19 protein-coding genes, 7 tRNA genes and 1 pseudogene are annotated in these 18,388 nt (G+C 41.2%); 18 read left to right on the top strand and 9 right to left on the bottom strand.

The window, feature by feature from the left end:
- Positions 1–18 precede the first annotated feature (18 nt).
- From AC1IR0_RS00450 to AC1IR0_RS00435, 4 genes are all read left to right on the top strand, one after another.
- Positions 19–663 (top strand): hypothetical protein, encoded by a 645-nt coding sequence (locus AC1IR0_RS00450; protein WP_253174311.1) that lies wholly within the window; start codon positions 19–21, stop codon positions 661–663.
- 22 nt (positions 664–685) lie between these two features.
- Complete coding sequence (locus tag AC1IR0_RS00445) at positions 686–1,651, top strand: 2-hydroxyacid dehydrogenase (protein ID WP_479741089.1); 966 nt, start codon at positions 686–688, stop codon at positions 1,649–1,651.
- Positions 1,652–1,767: 116 nt separating this feature from the next.
- Positions 1,768–3,210 (top strand): M48 family metalloprotease, encoded by a 1,443-nt coding sequence (locus tag AC1IR0_RS00440; RefSeq protein ID WP_409652940.1) that lies wholly within the window; start codon positions 1,768–1,770, stop codon positions 3,208–3,210.
- A gap of 106 nt (positions 3,211–3,316) precedes the next feature.
- Positions 3,317–3,676, top strand: a complete 360-nt coding sequence (locus AC1IR0_RS00435; RefSeq protein WP_180039371.1) for a hypothetical protein — start codon at positions 3,317–3,319, stop codon at positions 3,674–3,676.
- Positions 3,677–3,745: 69 nt separating this feature from the next.
- On the opposite strand, the gene AC1IR0_RS00430 is transcribed toward AC1IR0_RS00435, so the two are convergent.
- The gene (locus AC1IR0_RS00430; RefSeq protein WP_409652942.1) at positions 3,746–4,192 is read right to left on the bottom strand and encodes a GatB/YqeY domain-containing protein; all 447 of its coding nucleotides are present in this window, start codon (positions 4,190–4,192) and stop codon (positions 3,746–3,748) included.
- A gap of 33 nt (positions 4,193–4,225) precedes the next feature.
- Positions 4,226–4,441 carry a 30S ribosomal protein S21 gene (rpsU, locus tag AC1IR0_RS00425; RefSeq protein ID WP_001136722.1) on the bottom strand — a complete coding sequence of 72 codons (216 nt, stop codon included), beginning with the start codon at positions 4,439–4,441 and terminating at the stop codon, positions 4,226–4,228.
- Between the two features lie 147 nt (positions 4,442–4,588).
- Here rpsU and tsaD point away from each other — a divergent pair, with 147 nt between their 5' ends.
- From tsaD to AC1IR0_RS00410, 3 genes are all read left to right on the top strand, one after another.
- Entirely contained in the window at positions 4,589–5,605 is a 1,017-nt protein-coding gene (tsaD, locus tag AC1IR0_RS00420; protein ID WP_253158989.1) for a tRNA (adenosine(37)-N6)-threonylcarbamoyltransferase complex transferase subunit TsaD, read from the top strand.
- 204 nt (positions 5,606–5,809) lie between these two features.
- Positions 5,810–6,769, top strand: a complete 960-nt coding sequence (locus AC1IR0_RS00415) for a sensor domain-containing diguanylate cyclase (protein ID WP_004646617.1) — start codon at positions 5,810–5,812, stop codon at positions 6,767–6,769.
- Positions 6,770–7,257: 488 nt separating this feature from the next.
- Entirely contained in the window at positions 7,258–8,304 is a 1,047-nt protein-coding gene (locus AC1IR0_RS00410) for a hypothetical protein (RefSeq protein ID WP_409652976.1), read from the top strand.
- 99 nt (positions 8,305–8,403) lie between these two features.
- Here the strand turns inward: AC1IR0_RS00410 and AC1IR0_RS00405 are convergent, their stop codons facing one another.
- Complete coding sequence (locus AC1IR0_RS00405) at positions 8,404–8,724, bottom strand: DUF6176 family protein (RefSeq protein ID WP_409449612.1); 321 nt, start codon at positions 8,722–8,724, stop codon at positions 8,404–8,406.
- A gap of 83 nt (positions 8,725–8,807) precedes the next feature.
- Complete coding sequence (locus tag AC1IR0_RS00400) at positions 8,808–9,680, bottom strand: ATP-binding protein (RefSeq protein WP_409652947.1); 873 nt, start codon at positions 9,678–9,680, stop codon at positions 8,808–8,810.
- Positions 9,681–9,868: 188 nt separating this feature from the next.
- On the opposite strand from AC1IR0_RS00400, the gene AC1IR0_RS00395 reads away from it, so the two are divergent.
- The 5 genes from AC1IR0_RS00395 (at position 9,869) to AC1IR0_RS00375 (ending at position 12,613) form a co-directional block, all read left to right on the top strand.
- On the top strand, positions 9,869–11,380 hold the full coding sequence (locus AC1IR0_RS00395) for a DUF3336 domain-containing protein (protein WP_409652949.1): 1,512 nt from the start codon (positions 9,869–9,871) through the stop codon (positions 11,378–11,380).
- The gene (locus tag AC1IR0_RS00390; RefSeq protein WP_409652978.1) at positions 11,367–12,188 is read left to right on the top strand and encodes a protein kinase domain-containing protein; all 822 of its coding nucleotides are present in this window, start codon (positions 11,367–11,369) and stop codon (positions 12,186–12,188) included. Before AC1IR0_RS00395 ends, AC1IR0_RS00390 begins: the two co-directional genes overlap by 14 nt.
- 107 nt (positions 12,189–12,295) lie before the next feature.
- Positions 12,296–12,380, top strand: a tRNA-Leu gene (locus tag AC1IR0_RS00385).
- A 35-nt stretch (positions 12,381–12,415) separates the two neighbouring features.
- Positions 12,416–12,489, top strand: a tRNA-Trp gene (locus tag AC1IR0_RS00380).
- A gap of 39 nt (positions 12,490–12,528) precedes the next feature.
- A tRNA-Leu gene (locus AC1IR0_RS00375) sits at positions 12,529–12,613 on the top strand.
- An 80-nt stretch (positions 12,614–12,693) separates the two neighbouring features.
- On the opposite strand, the gene AC1IR0_RS00370 is transcribed toward AC1IR0_RS00375, so the two are convergent.
- Positions 12,694–12,819 carry a hypothetical protein gene (locus tag AC1IR0_RS00370; protein WP_266100013.1) on the bottom strand — a complete coding sequence of 42 codons (126 nt, stop codon included), beginning with the start codon at positions 12,817–12,819 and terminating at the stop codon, positions 12,694–12,696.
- Between the two features lie 161 nt (positions 12,820–12,980).
- Between AC1IR0_RS00370 and AC1IR0_RS00365 the strand changes: the two genes are divergently transcribed.
- From AC1IR0_RS00365 to AC1IR0_RS00350, 4 genes are all read left to right on the top strand, one after another.
- Positions 12,981–13,066: transfer RNA gene (locus tag AC1IR0_RS00365), tRNA-Leu, on the top strand.
- A 380-nt stretch (positions 13,067–13,446) separates the two neighbouring features.
- Positions 13,447–13,531 (top strand) — tRNA-Leu (locus AC1IR0_RS00360).
- A gap of 35 nt (positions 13,532–13,566) precedes the next feature.
- A tRNA-Trp gene (locus AC1IR0_RS00355) sits at positions 13,567–13,640 on the top strand.
- A 39-nt stretch (positions 13,641–13,679) separates the two neighbouring features.
- Positions 13,680–13,764, top strand: a tRNA-Leu gene (locus AC1IR0_RS00350).
- Between the two features lie 152 nt (positions 13,765–13,916).
- Here the strand turns inward: AC1IR0_RS00350 and AC1IR0_RS00345 are convergent.
- Positions 13,917–14,120, bottom strand: a complete 204-nt coding sequence (locus tag AC1IR0_RS00345) for a hypothetical protein (protein WP_004280022.1) — start codon at positions 14,118–14,120, stop codon at positions 13,917–13,919.
- Between the two features lie 432 nt (positions 14,121–14,552).
- On the opposite strand from AC1IR0_RS00345, the pseudogene AC1IR0_RS00340 reads away from it, so the two are divergent.
- Positions 14,553–14,825 (top strand): annotated as a pseudogene (locus AC1IR0_RS00340) (hypothetical protein).
- 240 nt (positions 14,826–15,065) lie between these two features.
- On the opposite strand, the gene AC1IR0_RS00335 reads toward AC1IR0_RS00340, so the two are convergent.
- The 3 genes from AC1IR0_RS00335 to AC1IR0_RS00325 all read right to left on the bottom strand — a co-directional run bounded on the left by AC1IR0_RS00335 (position 15,066) and on the right by AC1IR0_RS00325 (position 17,407).
- Positions 15,066–15,467, bottom strand: a complete 402-nt coding sequence (locus AC1IR0_RS00335) for a YkvA family protein (protein WP_409652951.1) — start codon at positions 15,465–15,467, stop codon at positions 15,066–15,068.
- A 500-nt stretch (positions 15,468–15,967) separates the two neighbouring features.
- On the bottom strand, positions 15,968–16,702 hold the full coding sequence (gene gloB / locus AC1IR0_RS00330; protein WP_253099679.1) for a hydroxyacylglutathione hydrolase: 735 nt from the start codon (positions 16,700–16,702) through the stop codon (positions 15,968–15,970).
- A gap of 117 nt (positions 16,703–16,819) precedes the next feature.
- On the bottom strand, positions 16,820–17,407 hold the full coding sequence (locus tag AC1IR0_RS00325) for a flavin reductase family protein (protein ID WP_311203517.1): 588 nt from the start codon (positions 17,405–17,407) through the stop codon (positions 16,820–16,822).
- Between the two features lie 118 nt (positions 17,408–17,525).
- On the opposite strand from AC1IR0_RS00325, the gene AC1IR0_RS00320 reads away from it, so the two are divergent.
- Positions 17,526–18,347, top strand: coding sequence for a PhzF family phenazine biosynthesis protein (locus AC1IR0_RS00320; protein ID WP_409652954.1), 822 nt, complete (start codon positions 17,526–17,528; stop codon positions 18,345–18,347).
- Positions 18,348–18,388: the final 41 nt, after the last annotated feature.

Raw genomic sequence — 18,388 nt, 5'->3', positions numbered from 1 at the left:
ATTGGTGATGATGAAAAGATGATTGGGCATCAGCGTGACATACTGGCAACATTAGGAATCGATCTCTGGATTCCTAGGGACAGCGCATGTCAGCCGCACCAGGTTTCGATCTGGCGTGATCAGGCTGCACCTGAATTTCACACCGATATCGTCTTACCACAGCCTGCTTCCGTAGAGGCGTTGGCTGATCTACCGATTCCTGAGCCAGAGCCAATTGTTACGCTTAAGGTTGATACACCACCTGCGGCACCGACTCACATTGCACCTGTTCAGGAACAGCGTGAAATCGTACAAATCCCGCCATTCAGTTTGCAGGCTTTAAGTCTGGCACATTGCAGTATCGTGATTGATGCAACTGCAATGACCGAAGACACCCAGAATTTATGGGGCAATATCCAGCGTGCAGTCCCAGGTGAGTTTCATGAGCTGAACTGGCCATTTCCCTGGGCCAATGTTCAGGATGGACGTGGTGTAGAATCCTATATTCAGGGTTTTCTGGATGGAATGAGTGCAGAGAAAAATATTATTTTCCTCGGGCCTGTAGCGCATATATCAAATACGAAAATGATCCAGTTGGCATCTTTACAAGAAATGCTGGATCAGCCGATTCTAAAAAAACGTTTATGGCAGTTTATGCAAAATAGGACTGCTAGTCTGGAATAATCTTGCTGTGGAATAAAAATAGATGAAACAAAAAGTGGTTGTATTTAGTCAAATTGATACTGATATTCAAAACAAGCTGGAACAAAATTATCAGGTTAGTTATATACAACCGAAGCTAGGCGATGTGAATCAACAGCTTTTGCAGCAGGTTCAGGATGCTGATGGCATGATTGGCGCAGGGCGCTTGTTGAATCGCGATAATCTGGCCAGTGCCACCCGGTTAAAAATTATCTCCAGTGTCAGTGTCGGTTATGACAACTATGAACTGGATTATTTAAATGAAAAGAAAATTTATCTCAGTCATACGCCGCATGTACTGACTGAAACCACTGCTGACCTGGCTTTCACTTTACTGATGTCAGCAGCACGCAAAGTGGCTTACCTGGATCAATGGACCAAGCAGGGACAATGGCAGCGTACCGTGGGCGAAGCACAATTTGGTATGGATATTTTTGGAAAAACCCTCGGAATTATTGGTCTCGGTCATATTGGGGCGGCAATCGCACGTCGTGGTTTTTACGGTTTTAACATGAATATTCTGTATCATAATCGCCGGGAAAAACCAGAACTCGCTCAAGGATTGAATGCGCAATATTGCCAGCTGGATGAACTGTTACAACGTTCTGACTTTGTGGTCGTTGCGGTAGATTTGAATGCGGATTCCAAGGCACTGATTGCAGCAGCGGAATTGATGAAAATGCAACCACATGCAGTATTGGTCAATATTTCGCGTGGTTCGGTCATTGATGAACAGGCATTGATTGAAGCTTTAAAAGCTAAACAGATTTTTGCTGCCGGTCTGGATGTGTATCAGAAAGAGCCCTTAAAAGAATCGGAATTATTCCAGTTGGATAATGTGGTTACATTGCCACATGTGGGTTCGGCCACTGCAGCTACTCGTAAAAAAATGGCAGAACTGGCCTATCAGAATCTGGTCGATGCCTTGGAAGGACGAGTGCCTCGTTATGTGGTCAATCCGGAATTTTAAAATGCATCTCATTCGTCGTTTAAATGGTATTAAAAAATAACATTTTCTTGCGTCTTTGCTCATTGTTCAATGCTATATTCAAGATAAATTAGATCGGCAGGATTAGAGATTTTTCATTGAAACGATTGGCGCTGGCGTGTGGCTTAAGTCTGTATATGGTAGCAGGGCACGGCTCTAACCATGATTTTAATCAAGCAAATGTACAATTTTCTGTGCCTGATATTGGTACAGGCGTCGGCTTACTCGATCAACAAAAAGAAAAAATGATCGGTGAAAAAGTCTATCGTGAAGTGCATAAACAAATGCCGGTCCTGCAAAATCCATGGCTTGAAGATCAGCTGCTTTCAGTATTTTCTCATATCCTGAGTCAGACTCAATTGCAACAGCCGATCGGTTTGTTGGTGATTAATGACCCGCAAATTAATGCCTTTGCTGTACCAGGTGGTCTTTTTGCACTTAATGCTGGTCTGATTAATTCAGCTCGAAACATGGATGAAGTGGCAGGAGTCATGGCACATGAAATTGCACATGTCACACAACGTCATTACAGTCGCTCTCAGGATGCCTTTAAAGGGCAAGGTTTACTGGCGCTAGCCGGAATTCTCGTCGGTGCTTTGGTCGCTTCCCAGGCAGATGGTGATGTCGGCACAGCGGTCATGATGGGTTCACAGGCAGCACTTCTGGATAAACAGCTCACTTATAGTCGTAATCAGGAACGTGAGGCAGACCGGATTGGTATGCAATATATGTATCGTTCCGGCTATAACCCGCATAGTATGGCAGATTTCTTTGAGGTCATGCATCGCTCGACCAGCCGATTGAGCTTTCTGCCAGATTTCTGGTTCACTCATCCACTCACCACAGAGCGTATGAGTGAAGCGCGTTTACGTGCCAACCAGCTTCCTGCGGTGAAACGCAATCTCAATGATCAAGACTTTGAAATTATCAAGTGGTATAGCAGGGTATTGTCTGGTCAGACCAATGCAGAGCAGCTTATCCTGATGGATCGGCAAAATAATTTTGCAGGCCAGCTTGCCTTAACTGCCTATCAAATACAACAGAGCGATTTTCAGGCCGCGCAGGCTACTTTAGATCGAGCAAAAAAGCATAACCAGATGCATCCTTTACAGGTTTTATTTCAGACTGATATTTATTTAGCCCAGAACCAGCTTAATGCAGCTTTGAAAAGTGTAGCGTCAGCAGCGCGGATCATGCCGGAGAATCGAGCGCTCAATTATAAATATGCAGAAGTGTTGATTCGTGCCAAGCAGCCTGCTCAGGCAAAAGTCTTGGTACAGCGATTTTTAAATGCCAATTCACGTGATGTCAGTGGCTGGAGACTGATGCAACTGGCTGCCAATGCAGAGCCAGATTCGCCGATCAAGGCTGCTAATGTGCTGCGCTATCGTGCAGAAGTAGAATACTGGTCGGGATATGAAGAAACCGCGATCAAATCATTATTACATGCCCAGCGTAGCGTGAAAAACAATCAATCTTTATCGTCCACCATTCGCCAGCGTCTAAAACAGATGCAGCAGGCACATCAATATAAGATTTAAAGCTGAACTGGGTTTTAAGTTTTTGTGTCAGGATGTTATGGCAAGAATATATTCAATCAGGCTACAATCTTTCTAAATATTAGTGTGATTAAATCCGAAGCATGATATGAAAAAAATACTATTGGGCGTGTGTCTACTGGGGTGGAATTATGGGGTTTTTGCTGCGAGTGCAGTTGAATATGTAGAAGCGGTAGAACGAATTAATGCGGATTATAAAAAGGAATCGCGTCAATTTTTAAGTGGTTTAAATCCGCAGCAACAGGGATTTAGTCCTGAGCAGAATGCAAAATTTTGTGGAATAGTAGGACGCTATGTTGATCGTTTATATCAAGCCGCTGACCAGAATCGTGCTTATCTGGATCGTAAGTTTCAAAATATGAGTAAACAGGATGTAATTGTAGAAGTGAAATCGTCTAAAGAGATGCAATTACTTAAGCGTTATCAGGTCGATTGTAATTTGCAATAAGAATACGTCAGGAACTGTCTTTGATTAAAGGCAGTTCAACGTTAAAGAGGAAATGCTAGAAAGTAGGGATTAAGCAAGTTGCGCTTTGATTTTGGCGGAAACTTGTGCAGGATCGGCGCGCCCGGCTATGAGCGGACGCAGAGAATTCATCACCTTACCCATATCTTTCATGCTAGTAGCTTGTTGCGCTGCAATAGCTTGCGCAATCATGGAATCAAGTTCTTCCTCAGTCATAGCTTCTGGTAGAAACTGAGATAAAATCTCAATTTCGGCTTGTTCCTTACTAGCTAAATCATCTCGGCCAGCACCTGCAAAGGCTTTAACCGATTCTTTACGTTGTTTAATTTGTTTTTCAATGACCGCAAGAACCTGAGCGTCGTCAAGTTCTTTGCGCTCATCGACTTCGATTTGCTTAATTGCTGCCTGTAGACTACGCATGACCGTCAGCTTGGACATTTCTTTGGCACGCATTGTTGCTTTCAAAACATCCGTGATTTGGTCTTTTAAAGTCGTCATTATTTATTCCAGGCAATCAATCACAAATTAATCTTAGTAAAGGCGAGTCGTACGTACTGATTCACGCGCCAATTTCTTTTGGTAGCGTTTAACAGCAGCAGCTTTTTTGCGCTTACGTTCTTGAGTTGGTTTCTCGTAGAATTCACGCTTACGTACGTCAGCAAGAACACCCGCTTTTTCGCATGAACGTTTGAAACGACGGATAGCTACGTCTACTGGTTCGCCTTCTTTCAATTTAACTTGTGGCATGAAGAATCCTCATATCAGTTAGGGTAAGATCTCGGGCTGAATTGCCCTCAATCACAAGTGAAGGTCAGTATTTTACTCATTTACATCTCATACCACAAGTCTATAATAGTTGCTGCAATAGAATTGATACAGGTTATAGGCAGTTTAATGATCGTTTTAGGCTTGGAAACGTCGTGTGATGAAACAGGACTTGCGCTGTATGACAGCGAGTTGGGTTTGCGCGGACAGGTGCTTTATAGCCAGATTAAACTGCATGCAGAATATGGCGGTGTAGTTCCAGAGCTGGCGTCACGTGATCATGTGCGTAAACTGATTCCACTCATCAATGAGCTGCTTGAACAGAGCGGCGTGAAAAAATCAGAAATTGATGCAGTCGCATATACCCGTGGCCCGGGTCTGATGGGTGCACTCATGACCGGTGCATTGTTTGGTCGTACTTTGGCCTTTGCGCTGAATAAACCCGCAATTGGTGTGCATCATATGGAAGGTCATATGCTGGCACCTTTATTGTCAGAAACTCCGCCTGAGTTTCCATTTGTCGCATTGTTGGTATCGGGTGGACATTCTCAGCTCATGGCTGCTTATGGCATTGGCCAGTATGAACTCTTGGGTGAATCCATTGATGATGCGGCAGGCGAAGCATTTGATAAAGTCGCGAAGATGATGGGTCTGCCGTATCCGGGTGGCCCGAATATTTCCAAACTGGCAGAGCAGGGCGATCCAAATGCATTTGCATTCCCGCGACCAATGCTGCATCAAGGTTTAGAATTTTCATTCAGTGGTCTAAAAACCGCAGTTTCTGTACAAATGAAAAAACTCGGTGATGAAAACCGCGATGCCGATATCGCTGCCAGTTTTCAGGAAGCCATTGTTGATACTTTGGTGAAAAAGTCGGTGAAAGCACTGAAGCAAACAGGTCTTAAACGTCTGGTGATTGCGGGCGGTGTCAGTGCCAACAAGCGTTTACGTGAGCGTTTAGAAGTAAATTTAGCCAAGATCCGTGCATCTGTTTATTATGCTGAACCTGCACTCTGTACAGACAATGGTGCCATGATTGCTTTTGCGGGCTATCAGCGTCTCAAAGCAGGGCAGCATGATGGCTTGGCGGTGACCACCACACCGCGCTGGCCAATGACGGAACTGACTAATCCGACAGAGGCATAGATTTCAGGCTTGAAGAAAAGAGGCTTAGGCCTCTTTTTTATTGTGAATTTTTAAATGAAAACTTATAGCAACGATATGTTGTAAATATATAGTTTTATGGCTGTATTTAGAGCTCTTATATTCTATTGAAACTATAAAAATAGTTTAATAGCTTAAGTTGATATCATGCATATTTTTACAGGTTTACAGCAGAGGCAATCTCGGATGGAAAATATAAATTTCAAAAGTTTTCAGGATGCTGGAGAGGCAGTGTTAAAGTTTCTGCATCAGCATTTTGGCTTTAATTTATGGATGATCACCCGGGTAGAAGGCCAAGACTGGATTGTGCTGCAAAGTGAAGATCATGGTTATGATATACGACCCGGCCAGGTGTTTCAGTGGGCTGATTCTTTTTGTTCTCATATGGTCGCAGGTAAGGCCCCGAGAATTGCACCCCGCTCTGAAGAAATTCCTTTATACGCCACAGCGCCGATTAATCAGCAGGTCTGTATAAAATCTTATATTGGTCAGCCACTCCTTAAAGAAGATGGCAGTTTGTTTGGAACGCTCTGTGCGATTGATCCAGAAACCAAATCAGAAGCTATTGTGCAAGATATACAACTGGTCGAGTTGTTGGGACAATTACTCAGTTCGATCTTGCAGGCAGAATTACGTCAGAGTGAGCAGATGAGACAGCATGAATTATTGCAGGAAGAAGCCAGTAAAGATGAATTGACCGGGCTATATAATCGTCGCGCTTGGGAAAAACTGCTGCGAGCTGAAGAAGAGCGTTGTAAGCAATATGGACATCCCGCCGCTGTATTATTTATTGACCTGAATGACCTAAAAAAAGTGAATGATAATTTAGGTCATGATGAAGGTGACAAACTGATTCAAAATGCAGCGCAAATATTACGAGATAATGTACGGATCAATGATATTGTTGCTCGTTTGGGTGGTGATGAGTTTGTGATTCTTAGCGTGGAAAATGATGAAACGGGTACTGAAAGTTTAGTGGATCGTTTAATTAATGCCTTTGCAGCAGCAAACATTGGCGCAGCGATTGGTATGGCGATGCGTCATCCTGGTCATGGTTTATTTGCAGCGCTCGCACAAGCGGATCAGAACATGTTTGAATATAAGCGTCGGAAAAAATTCAGTGAATCCGTGACCAATCTAAAATAATTGACGCTTTAAATCTTCTGTAAATAATTAAGTATTTCATATTATAAAAATGATCATTTTCTATGTTCTAAAGTCATCCTATCTTTTAATATTCTCCTTCATACCTATGTGTAGAAGTTGAACATGATTCTCCATAAAAAGAAAATTCAATCCATCTTTAACTTAACCATTACAAATTTTATAAGCTTTGTTGCAAAGTAAATTGACCTAATTAAATGCGCTTTAATCGTGTTGAAAAGTGACTCTGGTAAGGAGCGAGCTTCAAATAAGCACTTCATTTCTTATGATAATTGTTGTTTGAAATATACATTAAAATTACAGAACCAAAAATTTCTTTGTTTAAAAATAAAGCGCTATCTAAGGATAAAACTGGTTGCCAAGAAAAAACATTACCGGCAGAAATAGCATTTGAGCTGTTCAGTTTCGAGATGGCCAATCTTTAGTGATCACCAAATAAAAATGCAAAGAAATTTTAGGGAATAAATTTTATAAAAAAGCAGATTTCTATCTTTGGACTTGCTCTTGTTTCGGGTTTAATGAGTGCCTGTGGCGGTGGTGAGGGAAGTAGCTCAGACAGTCCTACTGTCACTACACCTCCAAATGTTCCTAAGGAAAGTATTTCCCCTGAGCTTTCAGAGGAGTTTGTCCCGTTTGAAGATCAGGATATTGTAAAGAAAATTCGCGATAAAATTTCCGGAAATACCAGTAATGATACCGACTATAATGTTGCTCTAGGTCACATGATTGGAGAAGTATTTGCAGATTATCCTTATGGGCGTACTGCACGTATTATCAAAATTTATAATTTGGGCATCAATAGTATTAAATATCCAAATCTGATCTGTTCGGAAGTCAATACCACTGGTTCGGTCAAAACCCTGAAATTAAAAACGGATAAAGATAGCTGTGTTATTCTGGACAAGACTTACCGTAAAGGCTCAAACATTACTCAGATGGTGAATGGTGACACGACGACTTTAAGCTTTAGCAATGTCCGTTATGGTTCAAATGTAGATTTTAATCTCAAGGACGACTACCTGATTTCTGGCACAATTGTGCATCGTAAAACTAAAAATGAAATGGGTGAATCCGAATCTTATCAAATCGATCAGTTGGAATTTCAGCGTATCGCCGAGACCGGTCAGGCGGGTACTTCTGGAACTGCGTTTGATACAAAGAGCAAAGAATATCTGCAGGTGCGTAATTATAATTATAGCCTGGTCGATAATTATGGCAGTGGCAGTAATGGGATTCGTACTTTAACTAGTCACGGTACGATTATCGGTCAGCCTGATCTGGCAGATTATCGTTACAGTTTTAAGTTCAATACTACGACACCATTCAAAATGGATGAAACCGTATTAAATAACTATAAGCATTTGCCAAAAGAGGGTGTGCTTAGAATTGATGACAGTTATGATCAGGTGATTGAAGTCAAACAGAACCAGCCTGAATCATTGAAGGCTACTGTTTATTTCAATGGCAGTGAAATTGATTACCTGCTGTGGTCTACCATTATTGGGGATAAACAATAATTCGAGATGTCAAAAAAGCTCCGTATTGCCGGAGCTTTTTTATTATTGATCGGGGGTAGTGTTTATTACAAAACTATTTTAAATAGCCGTGCTAATAAATCAGGTAGCTGTAGCATCCAATAACAATTCAGCGGGATAAATCGCCTGCCATGAAGTTTTAAACTGTTTATGCACTTGGTCAATTGGGAAAGTACTGAGTTTTGCAATATTTTGCGCTTTTTGAATGTTGTCGGCGCGCATATATGCAATCAGGTAGTCCTGACCATGAAGTTGCAGATAAAACCAGGACTCGATATGAACCTGTTCAGCCTTAAGTGTCTCAATCACTTCGTCTTGACGTGCTTTTAAACTGCACTGCCAGTCATGAACTTGCTGCATATGTAAGGGTTTAAGCTGCATGAGAACTGCACTGACATCCATGTTTTTTATTTTCTTGATTGATCTGATTTTTATATAAACGATTTATATAAAAAAAGCGACCTGAATCGGTCGCTTTTAAACTTTTAAGAGGCATTTAGTTGGGTTGAACCAATCCAGTGCTTGGAAAACTGATAGGCAGCACGTCCTGAACGTTGACCGCGTGCCTGACACCAGCGTAGGGCTTCAGCACGGGTTTCTGGTGTGAGTTCCATGCCTGCCTTTTTGAGGTAATGTTCGACAATTTCCAAATACAGGTTCTGATCCATTGGATAGAAAGACAGCCATAAACCAAAGCGGTCAGACAGTGAAATTTTTTCTTCAATCGCTTCCTGAGGATGTAATTCAGTATATTGCGGCACATCAACTCGGGTAACGGGCGTATTTTCATGCATAAATTCGGGCAACAAATGACGACGATTACTGGTCGCGTAAATCACAAAATTGCTGGAACCGGACTGTAAAGAGCCATCCAGAACACTTTTTAAACTGCGATAATTTTCATCTTCGGCATTAAAGGCCAGATCATCGCAATAGACAATAAACTTCTCTGGACGCTCTGCAATGAGTTGCTGAATTTGAGGCAGATCGGATAAATCATCCCGTTCGATTTCAATTAATCGTAACCCTTGATCTGCATACTCGGTGAGTAGGGCACGAACAATGGAGGATTTACCCGTACCGCGTGAACCGGTCAGTAAGACATCATTGGCAGGCAAGCCGTTTAAAAACTGCAACGTGTTCTGGATGACTTTTTCTTTTTGTCGCTCAATCCCTTTTAAATCGGCCAGTTCCATCTGTCTAAGCTGATGAATCGGTTTGAGTTCACCCTGTTGCCACTTATAGGCATGGGCAGAAAAATCAGGAATTTGTTTCAGTTCGGGCAGACTTTGCTGAAGTTGCTGCAGAACAGTCGAAAGGGTGTTTAAAATATGCCCAGGTAACTCAATTTTCGCCATGATTTAACATTACAGATTTGAAATTATGCCTAAGATAGTAGCATTGCAAAATTCACAGTCAAAGCCGGAAAAGTATGATAATTTGCTTAAAGTAGAGAATTTTCGTTATTGTAGAGGATAGAAAATTTGTACACATTTTCTGGCTCTGGGTACGAGCTGTATCAAGAATAAATATAAGGAAAAGGCAGATGCTGTTTAAAGATTTTACTCAGGATATTAATCCACATCAGGCCTATCGTATTAAAAAGCTCAAGCAGCAGCTGCAACAGGCTGAGTCCTATGAAGAATGGAAATATATTGCCCTGAAAATAGATGAAGAATCAGGTGCGCAGGAATGGAAATTTGATAACAGCTCCCCGTATTTTGATGCAGAAGTGATTGCACATCGTCTGGGTAAATTAAGACGCTATCGACAACAAAAGCGTACTCATGACCTGATGTATATTTTGCGTGAAGGCCTAAGCTACGATATTGCCAACATTGCCCATCCTCTGTTGTTCACTGAAGCTTACGTCGGCACCAAAAAAATTATTGAAGATTATGTCGAAGAAGTCAGCCAGAGCTTAGCCTATATTGCTTCAATAGACTGTACTTGCCTAAGTATTGAAGAAAAATTAGAGTATTTTCAGCATTGTCAGCGTGCTTATGGACAACCGGCCTTGATGTTTTCTGGTGGTTCAACTTTAGGTCTGTTTCATACGGGCGTATGCAAGGCCTTAATGGAGCAGGATTTATTGCCAAAAGTCATGTCGGGTTCTAGTGCGGGCGCCATCATGACCGCCATGTTAGGTGTATCCAAACCTTCGCAATATATTGATATTTTGAAAGGCCATAATTTCTTTCATGAGGCTTTTCATTTTCGCACCATGAGTGAATTGATGAAAGGCAATGGTGGTCTGGCGGATGTAAAATATCTGAAAAAATTTCTAGTCGAAAATCTGGGTGATCTGACCTTCGAAGAAGCGCTTAAAACCTCAGGTCTGCATATCAATATTGCGGTTGCGCCTTATGATGCTGGACAGGATGCACGCATTTTAAATGCCTATACTTCTCCGGATTTACTGGTCTGGAGTGCAGTACTGGCTTCTTGTGCGGTGCCGATTCTGTTTCCACCGGTTCGTTTGACCAGTAAGCGCTATGATGATCAATATACGCCTTATATGGGTTCAACCCGCTGGGTAGATGGCAGTGTACGGAGTGATTTCCCACAGGAAAAAATGGCACGCCTGTATAATATCAATTATACCATTGCCAGTCAGACCAACCCGCATATCGTGCCATTCATGCAGGATGATATTTCACGTTTCCGTAAAGGTACCTTGAGCTGGCCGCAACGGATTGTTCGCCGTCAGGGCGCGGTGATTACCAAAGGCATGATGGATTTTGCCAGAGAGCATGCCGGAAGCTTACCTCCTGTACGCCGTCTGCTGGATCATGGCTATGGTGTAGTGGATCAGCGTTATTATGGTGATGTGAATATTGTCGGTAAATATAGCCTGCGCCACTATAGCTATATGTTACAAAATCCGCGGCCGTATCTGTTTAAAATTTTACAACGCGAAGGCGAGCGTGCCACATGGCCAAAAATTTCCCTCATAGAGACTCAAGAGCGGGTCGGGAAAACTATTCAGCATTGTCTGGAGCTGCTAAATTATCAGCATACACTTGATCCAATACCTGAATACATTGCCGCGACTTAATTTAGATCATCTCGATACTTCTGATTTTGAACTGCGAACCAAAGCCCGTAGTCTGGGTTTTGGTCGGCGTCTTTATTATGCCAAGGGAAATGCGCTCTGGCTAAAAACCCAGATATCACATAGATCTGATAGCTTACAATCATCTCCACATGCTGAACTAGGCTGGCAATATGAGCTGGATTTTTATCAGGCTTATGCTGGTTCAAGTGAACTGACTTTTTTCCTTCCGCATCAAATTATTCAACAACCTTTCAAGATCAATCATGAAAACTTTGAAAAGGCCTTGATTCTGGTCGATGCGCCGGCGCATTTTCAGATCATGCCGCATCAGCAATCCATCACGCAAATTCGGCAACATTTGCTGCAAACTGTGGAGCCTTTAATCTGCCTGCAAGAATTGGGTTATTTGCATGCCGATTTAAAGCAGGAACATTTTGTAAATAATCAGGGCAGGGTCTGCCTGCTTGATTTTGAGCATGTCCAAATACTCCATCAGAATGACCTGCATGAACTGAATGCGACACCGCGTTATATGGCGCCGGAACTGTTCCAAGGCCAAGCCAAGAGCCTACAAAGTGAAGTTTATGCTTTGGGTGTTATTTTTTATGAGTGGTTGAGTGGTCAGCGTTTACAGGCGACAGATTATCTGGATTGGGCCTTTTTGCATTGTCAGCGTCTGAAAGTTGAGTTACCGCAGCACTTACAGGCTTTTCAAGGCTTATTAGAAGAAATGTTAAGTAAGCAGAAGCAGCATAGATTTGCCGATTTCAAAGCTGTTAAAGATTACTTAATGACTGAAATTGAATGAGAAAAATACAATAAAACTCGGATTGTTTCTTATTTAATCAAACGAGTGTTTTTTTATGATAAACGGCTTGTCAGCTGGAAATGATCTCTATAATATACACAGCCATTGGGGACGTGGCGAAATTGGTAGACGCACTGGATTTAGGTTCCAGCGCCGCGAGGTGTGAGAGTTCGAGTCTCTCCGTCCCCACCAATCAATATTTGGGTAACTGGATATTGGGTGGAAGTAGAGGATTGGTGTAATGGTAGCATGACGGTCTCCAAAACCGTTCGTCAAGGTTCGAATCCTTGATCCTCTGCCAAAGTTTGAAAGAAATTCAACGCTAAGTTGGTACCCTGATGGGGACGTGGCGAAATTGGTAGACGCACTGGATTTAGGTTCCAGCGCCGCGAGGTGTGAGAGTTCGAGTCTCTCCGTCCCCACCATCATATTAAAGCAAGGCTAATGCCTTGCTTTTTTATTGCCTGAAATTTAAGGTCGGTTTTTTAGTACCAGATTTTTGCTGTCATGGTTGATGAACATCAATGCGTTCTGGATTTAAATTCTCCAGCGAATGATCATGCAAGGGCAGAACTTTAGCAAATTTCATGGTATTGCATGCAATCTGCATATTGAATAATTTAAATGTCATATGGATCAGTTCCATTGTATTCATCAATTTTATATGTTGGTCTAAATAGAGCATTATTTGCTCAATAATGAATTAACTGCTTAATTTTTGATATAAAAGTATTTAGCTTTTTGCAGAACTACTTGTGAATCAGGTCTGATCGCTATAATATACACAGCCATGGGGATATGGCGGAATTGGTAGACGCACTGTGTTCAGGTCGCAGCGCCTTCTGGGCGTGAGAGTTCGAGTCTCTCTATCCCCACCATCATATTAAAGCAAGGCGAGTGCCTTGCTTTTTTATTGCCTGAAATTTGGTAAAGCTGTTGTTATTTATGCGGTATTGTATTCTGATTTCAAGCACTGGTTCAGACATTATTTATCAATAATAGTTTCAGTATTCTGAATGCCTATGTTGATCAAGATTAGAAATTCATTTGAGTTTTAATTTAAAATGCTGGAATTGAATCGAAATGATTAAAAATAACGAATGGGCAGTCATATCCTAAAATGAATCAAATTTTCGGCAGAAATTTTATAAAAAATTAAAAAATAGAACTAACTGTTTATTTTATAGCGGAATAGATTGTGATTGCTTGTAAAATCGCTTGTCAATGTCGGTCTATCTCTATAATATACACAGCCATTGGGGACGTGGCGAAATTGGTAGACGCACTGGATTTAGGTTCCAGCGCCGCGAGGTGTGAGAGTTCGAGTCTCTCCGTCCCCACCAATCAATATTTGAGTAACTGGATATTGGGTGGAAGTAGAGGATTGGTGTAATGGTAGCATGACGGTCTCCAAAACCGTTCGTCAAGGTTCGAATCCTTGATCCTCTGCCAAAGTTTGAAAGAAATCCAACGCTAAGTTGGTACCCTGATGGGGACGTGGCGAAATTGGTAGACGCACTGGATTTAGGTTCCAGCGCCGCGAGGTGTGAGAGTTCGAGTCTCTCCGTCCCCACCATCATATTAAAGCAAGGCAAATGCCTTGCTTTTTTATTGCCTGAAATTTACTAAACAAAGAAAAGCCCATCGAAATGGGCTGAATAACTGGAGAATAGCGCTGTTGAATCAGTGGAAAGATTAATTTATTTTTCTTCTCTTAAATAGAAGCAATCAGGCTTTTAAATGATCTTCAAATTCCTCGCCTAACTGTAGTGCCAGAGCATTACCTGCCAGATCACAGGTCACCAGGCCATATTCTTTCTTGAAGCTGAAACTGAAACCACGATCATCCGCCAGGGTGCGTACCGAATATCCCAATTTTTCTAACCATAGTCGAAATGCAATCAAATTTTTCGCTTTAACCACTTTTTTCACGAGATCACTCCTTCATCATTGTTAAATCTTAAATAAGGGTGAAAAATTATCTTTTAAAGGGCAAATGCCTTTATTTAAATTAATTTAAATGAATTTGCGTATATAGTGAACATCGGTTGATTAAGAAAAAATCAATTTAAACGTTAAGTAAATGATTTTTATCATATTGAATAGGTTGTAACTAAATATTAAGCTTTTATAAGCTATAAATTTGGATAATTAATTTTCTAATTCAATAGCTTATTAGGGAAACAGGTTATTTCCTAATTTTATCAATCGTATGAAATAGAAAATTTCAGATCTAGAATGAGAAAATTAAAATCCAATCGACTTATTTATTAAAAGAAAACTGGCTGCTGGTTTTCTGATCTTAAGCTCGATTTGCATGCTTTATACTGTTCGAAATGTAATTCGCAACTGAATACTCATACTATGACTGAATTAACCATTGAACACTATGTGAATCAGCAAATTGAATTGATGCAGCAGCAGGGACTTGAGCCGGTTGCTGTGATGTTGGGACATGAAGACTGGTTGAGCTTTAGTGTTCAGTCGAAAGTGGTCTATATGCCTTTCGGCAGTGCCCGTCGTTATTAGCCTGCTTTAGGTGGCTTGCTACTGGTACGTATTGATGAAATGCAGGCGGTACGTGTCGTCACGCAAGGCGAACTGGATGCTTATGCACAAAGTAACCAGATTCTTTAACATGGCTTTAGGCGACAGATACGTTGTCAGTTTTAGTAAATAGAATCCAAGAAACTAGTTACTGCTATCCTACATATCATCATTCGGGATCGACATGGCCAATGTCACTTTTAAAGTTGAACGACAGAACTAATGTCATGCTCTGAAAGCAGACATTTTATTTCTATTTTGGTTTACAGTTTAATTTTGAATAATGCCCATTATATTAAATGGGTGCAAATGAGAGAGGGTATCTAAATCTCACTTGTTAAAAATAGACAGTATAGACAGTGAATCGTTCATGAAGTACATGATTAAATATCCCAATATTACAAGCCATATCAGGATAATAATTCCTGCTCCCCAACGGTTTATAGGCCTTTCAACTAAGGTTTCTGCAAGAATTCTACAATCATCTATAATGTTTTGTGGGGTAAGCTTGATAACTAGTAAAATACCTAAAGGTACAACAATAATATCGTCTAAATACCCAAGTACGGGAATAAAATCTGGAATTAAATCAATTGGTGAGAAGGCATAGGCAGCAATAATTAAAGCTAAAAACTTTATAGAATTGGGCGTTCGCTTGTCTTTTGCAATAAGCCAAACAACCAAGATATCTTTTTTAATTGATTTAGCCCATTGTTTGATTCTTTGATACATAGCAAATATTAAAAGAACTATAGAGATTTAATCATAAGAGAGTTTTCTTAAAACAATATAGATTTTTATTATCCTATTACGATTTTCTAGAATTAACATAATACACGTTATCCGAAATTCTATTTTTTATTATATATAAATCATATCTTTATAGTTTTTTAAAAGCCCAATTCAAGTAAATTGGGCTTTTTAAATAATTTATTAGGTTCCATGTTGATTATTTAAGCAATGTTCCGTGAATTTATTTAATTTTAATAAACATCATCCTATTTTTTGTGAGTCATTATTTCATATGTTAGAACTGAAATTGGTTCCTAAAAAATAGGGGACGTGGTTGATTATAAGAAAGGAAAAATGGCACAGAAAGACATTTTTTAGATGGAGGTTCAACTTACTCCGACTTGTGTAAAAGTTGTACGTGCCTTTCAATGACATTCTATGCATCGCAAATGAAAAAAAAGTGAGTCGGCTGAAGATTGATCTTCAGCTTTGAATCCCGTTTAAAACTGATCTTTGAGAGTTCTTAAGCGCTGGAATTCTTCCACGCTTTCTGCACGTAGAAAAGGATTGGTTTGCAATTCATCTTCAATACTACTTGGCAGTGTGCACTGGCCTAACATACGCAAACGCTCGATCTGCTCGAAGCGTTCCAGAATTGCCGAATTGTCCGGTTCAACGTGTTTGGCAAACTGTGCATTTGACAGAGTGTATTCATGAGTGCAATACACCTGCGTGCGCGGCGGCAAGGCAGCCAGACGGGACAGAGAATGATACATCTGTTCAAATGTTCCTTCAAAAACCCGGCCACAACCCATGGCAAATAAGGTATCGCCGCAGAACAGCACATCAATTGCATCAATAAAATAAACAATATGGCCGAGTGTATGCCCGGGTACAGCAATTACCTGGATATCTATTCCATGAAAATTAAACTGTTCTTCATGCTCAAGCGGATGGGTGATAAACGGAATTTTGCTTAGTTCTGCCCGTGGGCCATACACAGGCAGATTTTTTCCTTGGATTAACCCCGGCACACCGCCAATATGATCTTTATGCCAGTGAGTCAGCCAGATTTGACTTACAGTTAAACCGTGTTCGGCACAATAGTCTTGTACCAATTCTGCTTCGGTTGGATCAATCACAGCCACCTGATGCGACGCGGTATGTTCAAGCAACCAGATATAATTTTGCAGTGAATTCTGGACATCAATACAGTGAATTTTAAAAGGTATCATAACGCATCAGACCAAATGAGGATTATGGATAAAGTAGCATAATTTCGGATGCTCTGGGGCTTGTCGATATCATCTGATCATCCGCGATTACTTTCATTTATTCCAAATTTGAAAAATTTATAATTCCGGATCATCAATGCTCACCGCATTGCCGATGGTGTAAAAATGCCCGCCGGCTACATGATGAATACTTTTCCACTCTTCAGCCACTTCATGATAATGCCAGTGGCCGTCGCGGAAGACCCGATCATCGGCATAGGCTGCAATCACCTTGCCAATAAACAGGTCATGCATTTGCTGGTTATGCGGCTCGGGAATCAGTTCGCAAAGTATCCAGGCCGCACAGCCTTGTACTACAGGAATATCCGCATCAGGAAAATGAAATAGTTCTACTCCGGATTGTGCCAGTTTGTCCGGCACATCATACAGGCTCTGTGTGCCCAGATGATAGACCATATTCAGCTGTTTCAGTGTCGGAATTTGCAGCGCGAAATAACCTGATTTTTCAATAATATTTCGGGTTTTGGTACTTTTGTCCAGAACCACGGTCACTTTGGCAGGACTGAATTCCAGTGCGCATGCCCAGGCCGCTGCCATGACATCTGTATCCTGCTGGTCTTGAGCAGATACCAGCACAGTAGGTCCATGGGTAATCAGACGATAAGCTTTTTCTAAGGGAACGCTTTGAAGATGGGAGTTTGTCATGCAACACCATTTGCTCTATTTATTTAATAGGCCAGATTAATGAGATCATTAACATATTCAAGTTTATTCTTGCAAAAAAGCTTTTAAACTAGAGATCGGGAATTCAGGAATTCAAAAAATGAAAATGTACCAAGTGGATGCGTTTACTACAGAATTGTTTAAAGGCAATCCAGCCGCCGTAATTGTGCTGGAGGACTGGCTTGAAGATGGTCTGATGCAAAATATCGCCTTGGAAAATAATCTGTCGGAAACGGCTTTTGTTAAAGTTATGGAGAGTGACAATTATGCGATCCGCTGGTTTACGCCAACCAAGGAAGTGGATTTTTGTGGCCATGCGACATTGGCCAGCAGTTTTGTATTATTCAATCAGTTTGGTACAGGGAAAACGATTCATTTTCATGTGAAAGATTTTGGCATCTTTGTGGTCCGGCAGGATGCGGATGGCAAGATCAGAATGAACTTTCCAATCCGTCGTGCAGAGCCTGTTGCTGAATATCCTGAGGCCTTAAGACAGGCCTTAAATAAACCATTTAAACAGGTTTATCTGAACGCGCAGGGCTATATTATTGAATATGAATCGGTACAGGATGTGCTGGATGAAATGCCTGATTTTGAACTGTTGAAACAGTTGAATGGCAAGCGTACAGCCATTACTGCTCAGAATACCTTTCTAGATGTCGTAATCACCACACAAGACATGCAATATGACTGTATTTCACGTTATTTTGCACCGAGTAATGGCATCAATGAAGATCCGGTAACCGGTTCGATTCACACCGGAATTGCGCCGCTGTGGGCCGAGAAACTCGGTAAAAATGAACTGGTCGCTTATCAGGCATCAGCACGTGGTGGGGTGCTGTATTGTGCTTTGCAAGATCAGGATCGAATTGAAATTTCCGGTTATGGAAAGTTATATATGCAGGCTGAAATTTATCTATAATTTTTATAATTACATAGATATACATGTCGTCAGGCGAGGCG

Source organism: Acinetobacter sp. 129952, from assembly GCF_056642055.1.
Note: the sequence above shows the minus strand (reverse complement) of the source record. Positions and strands in the feature narration are given on the sequence as shown.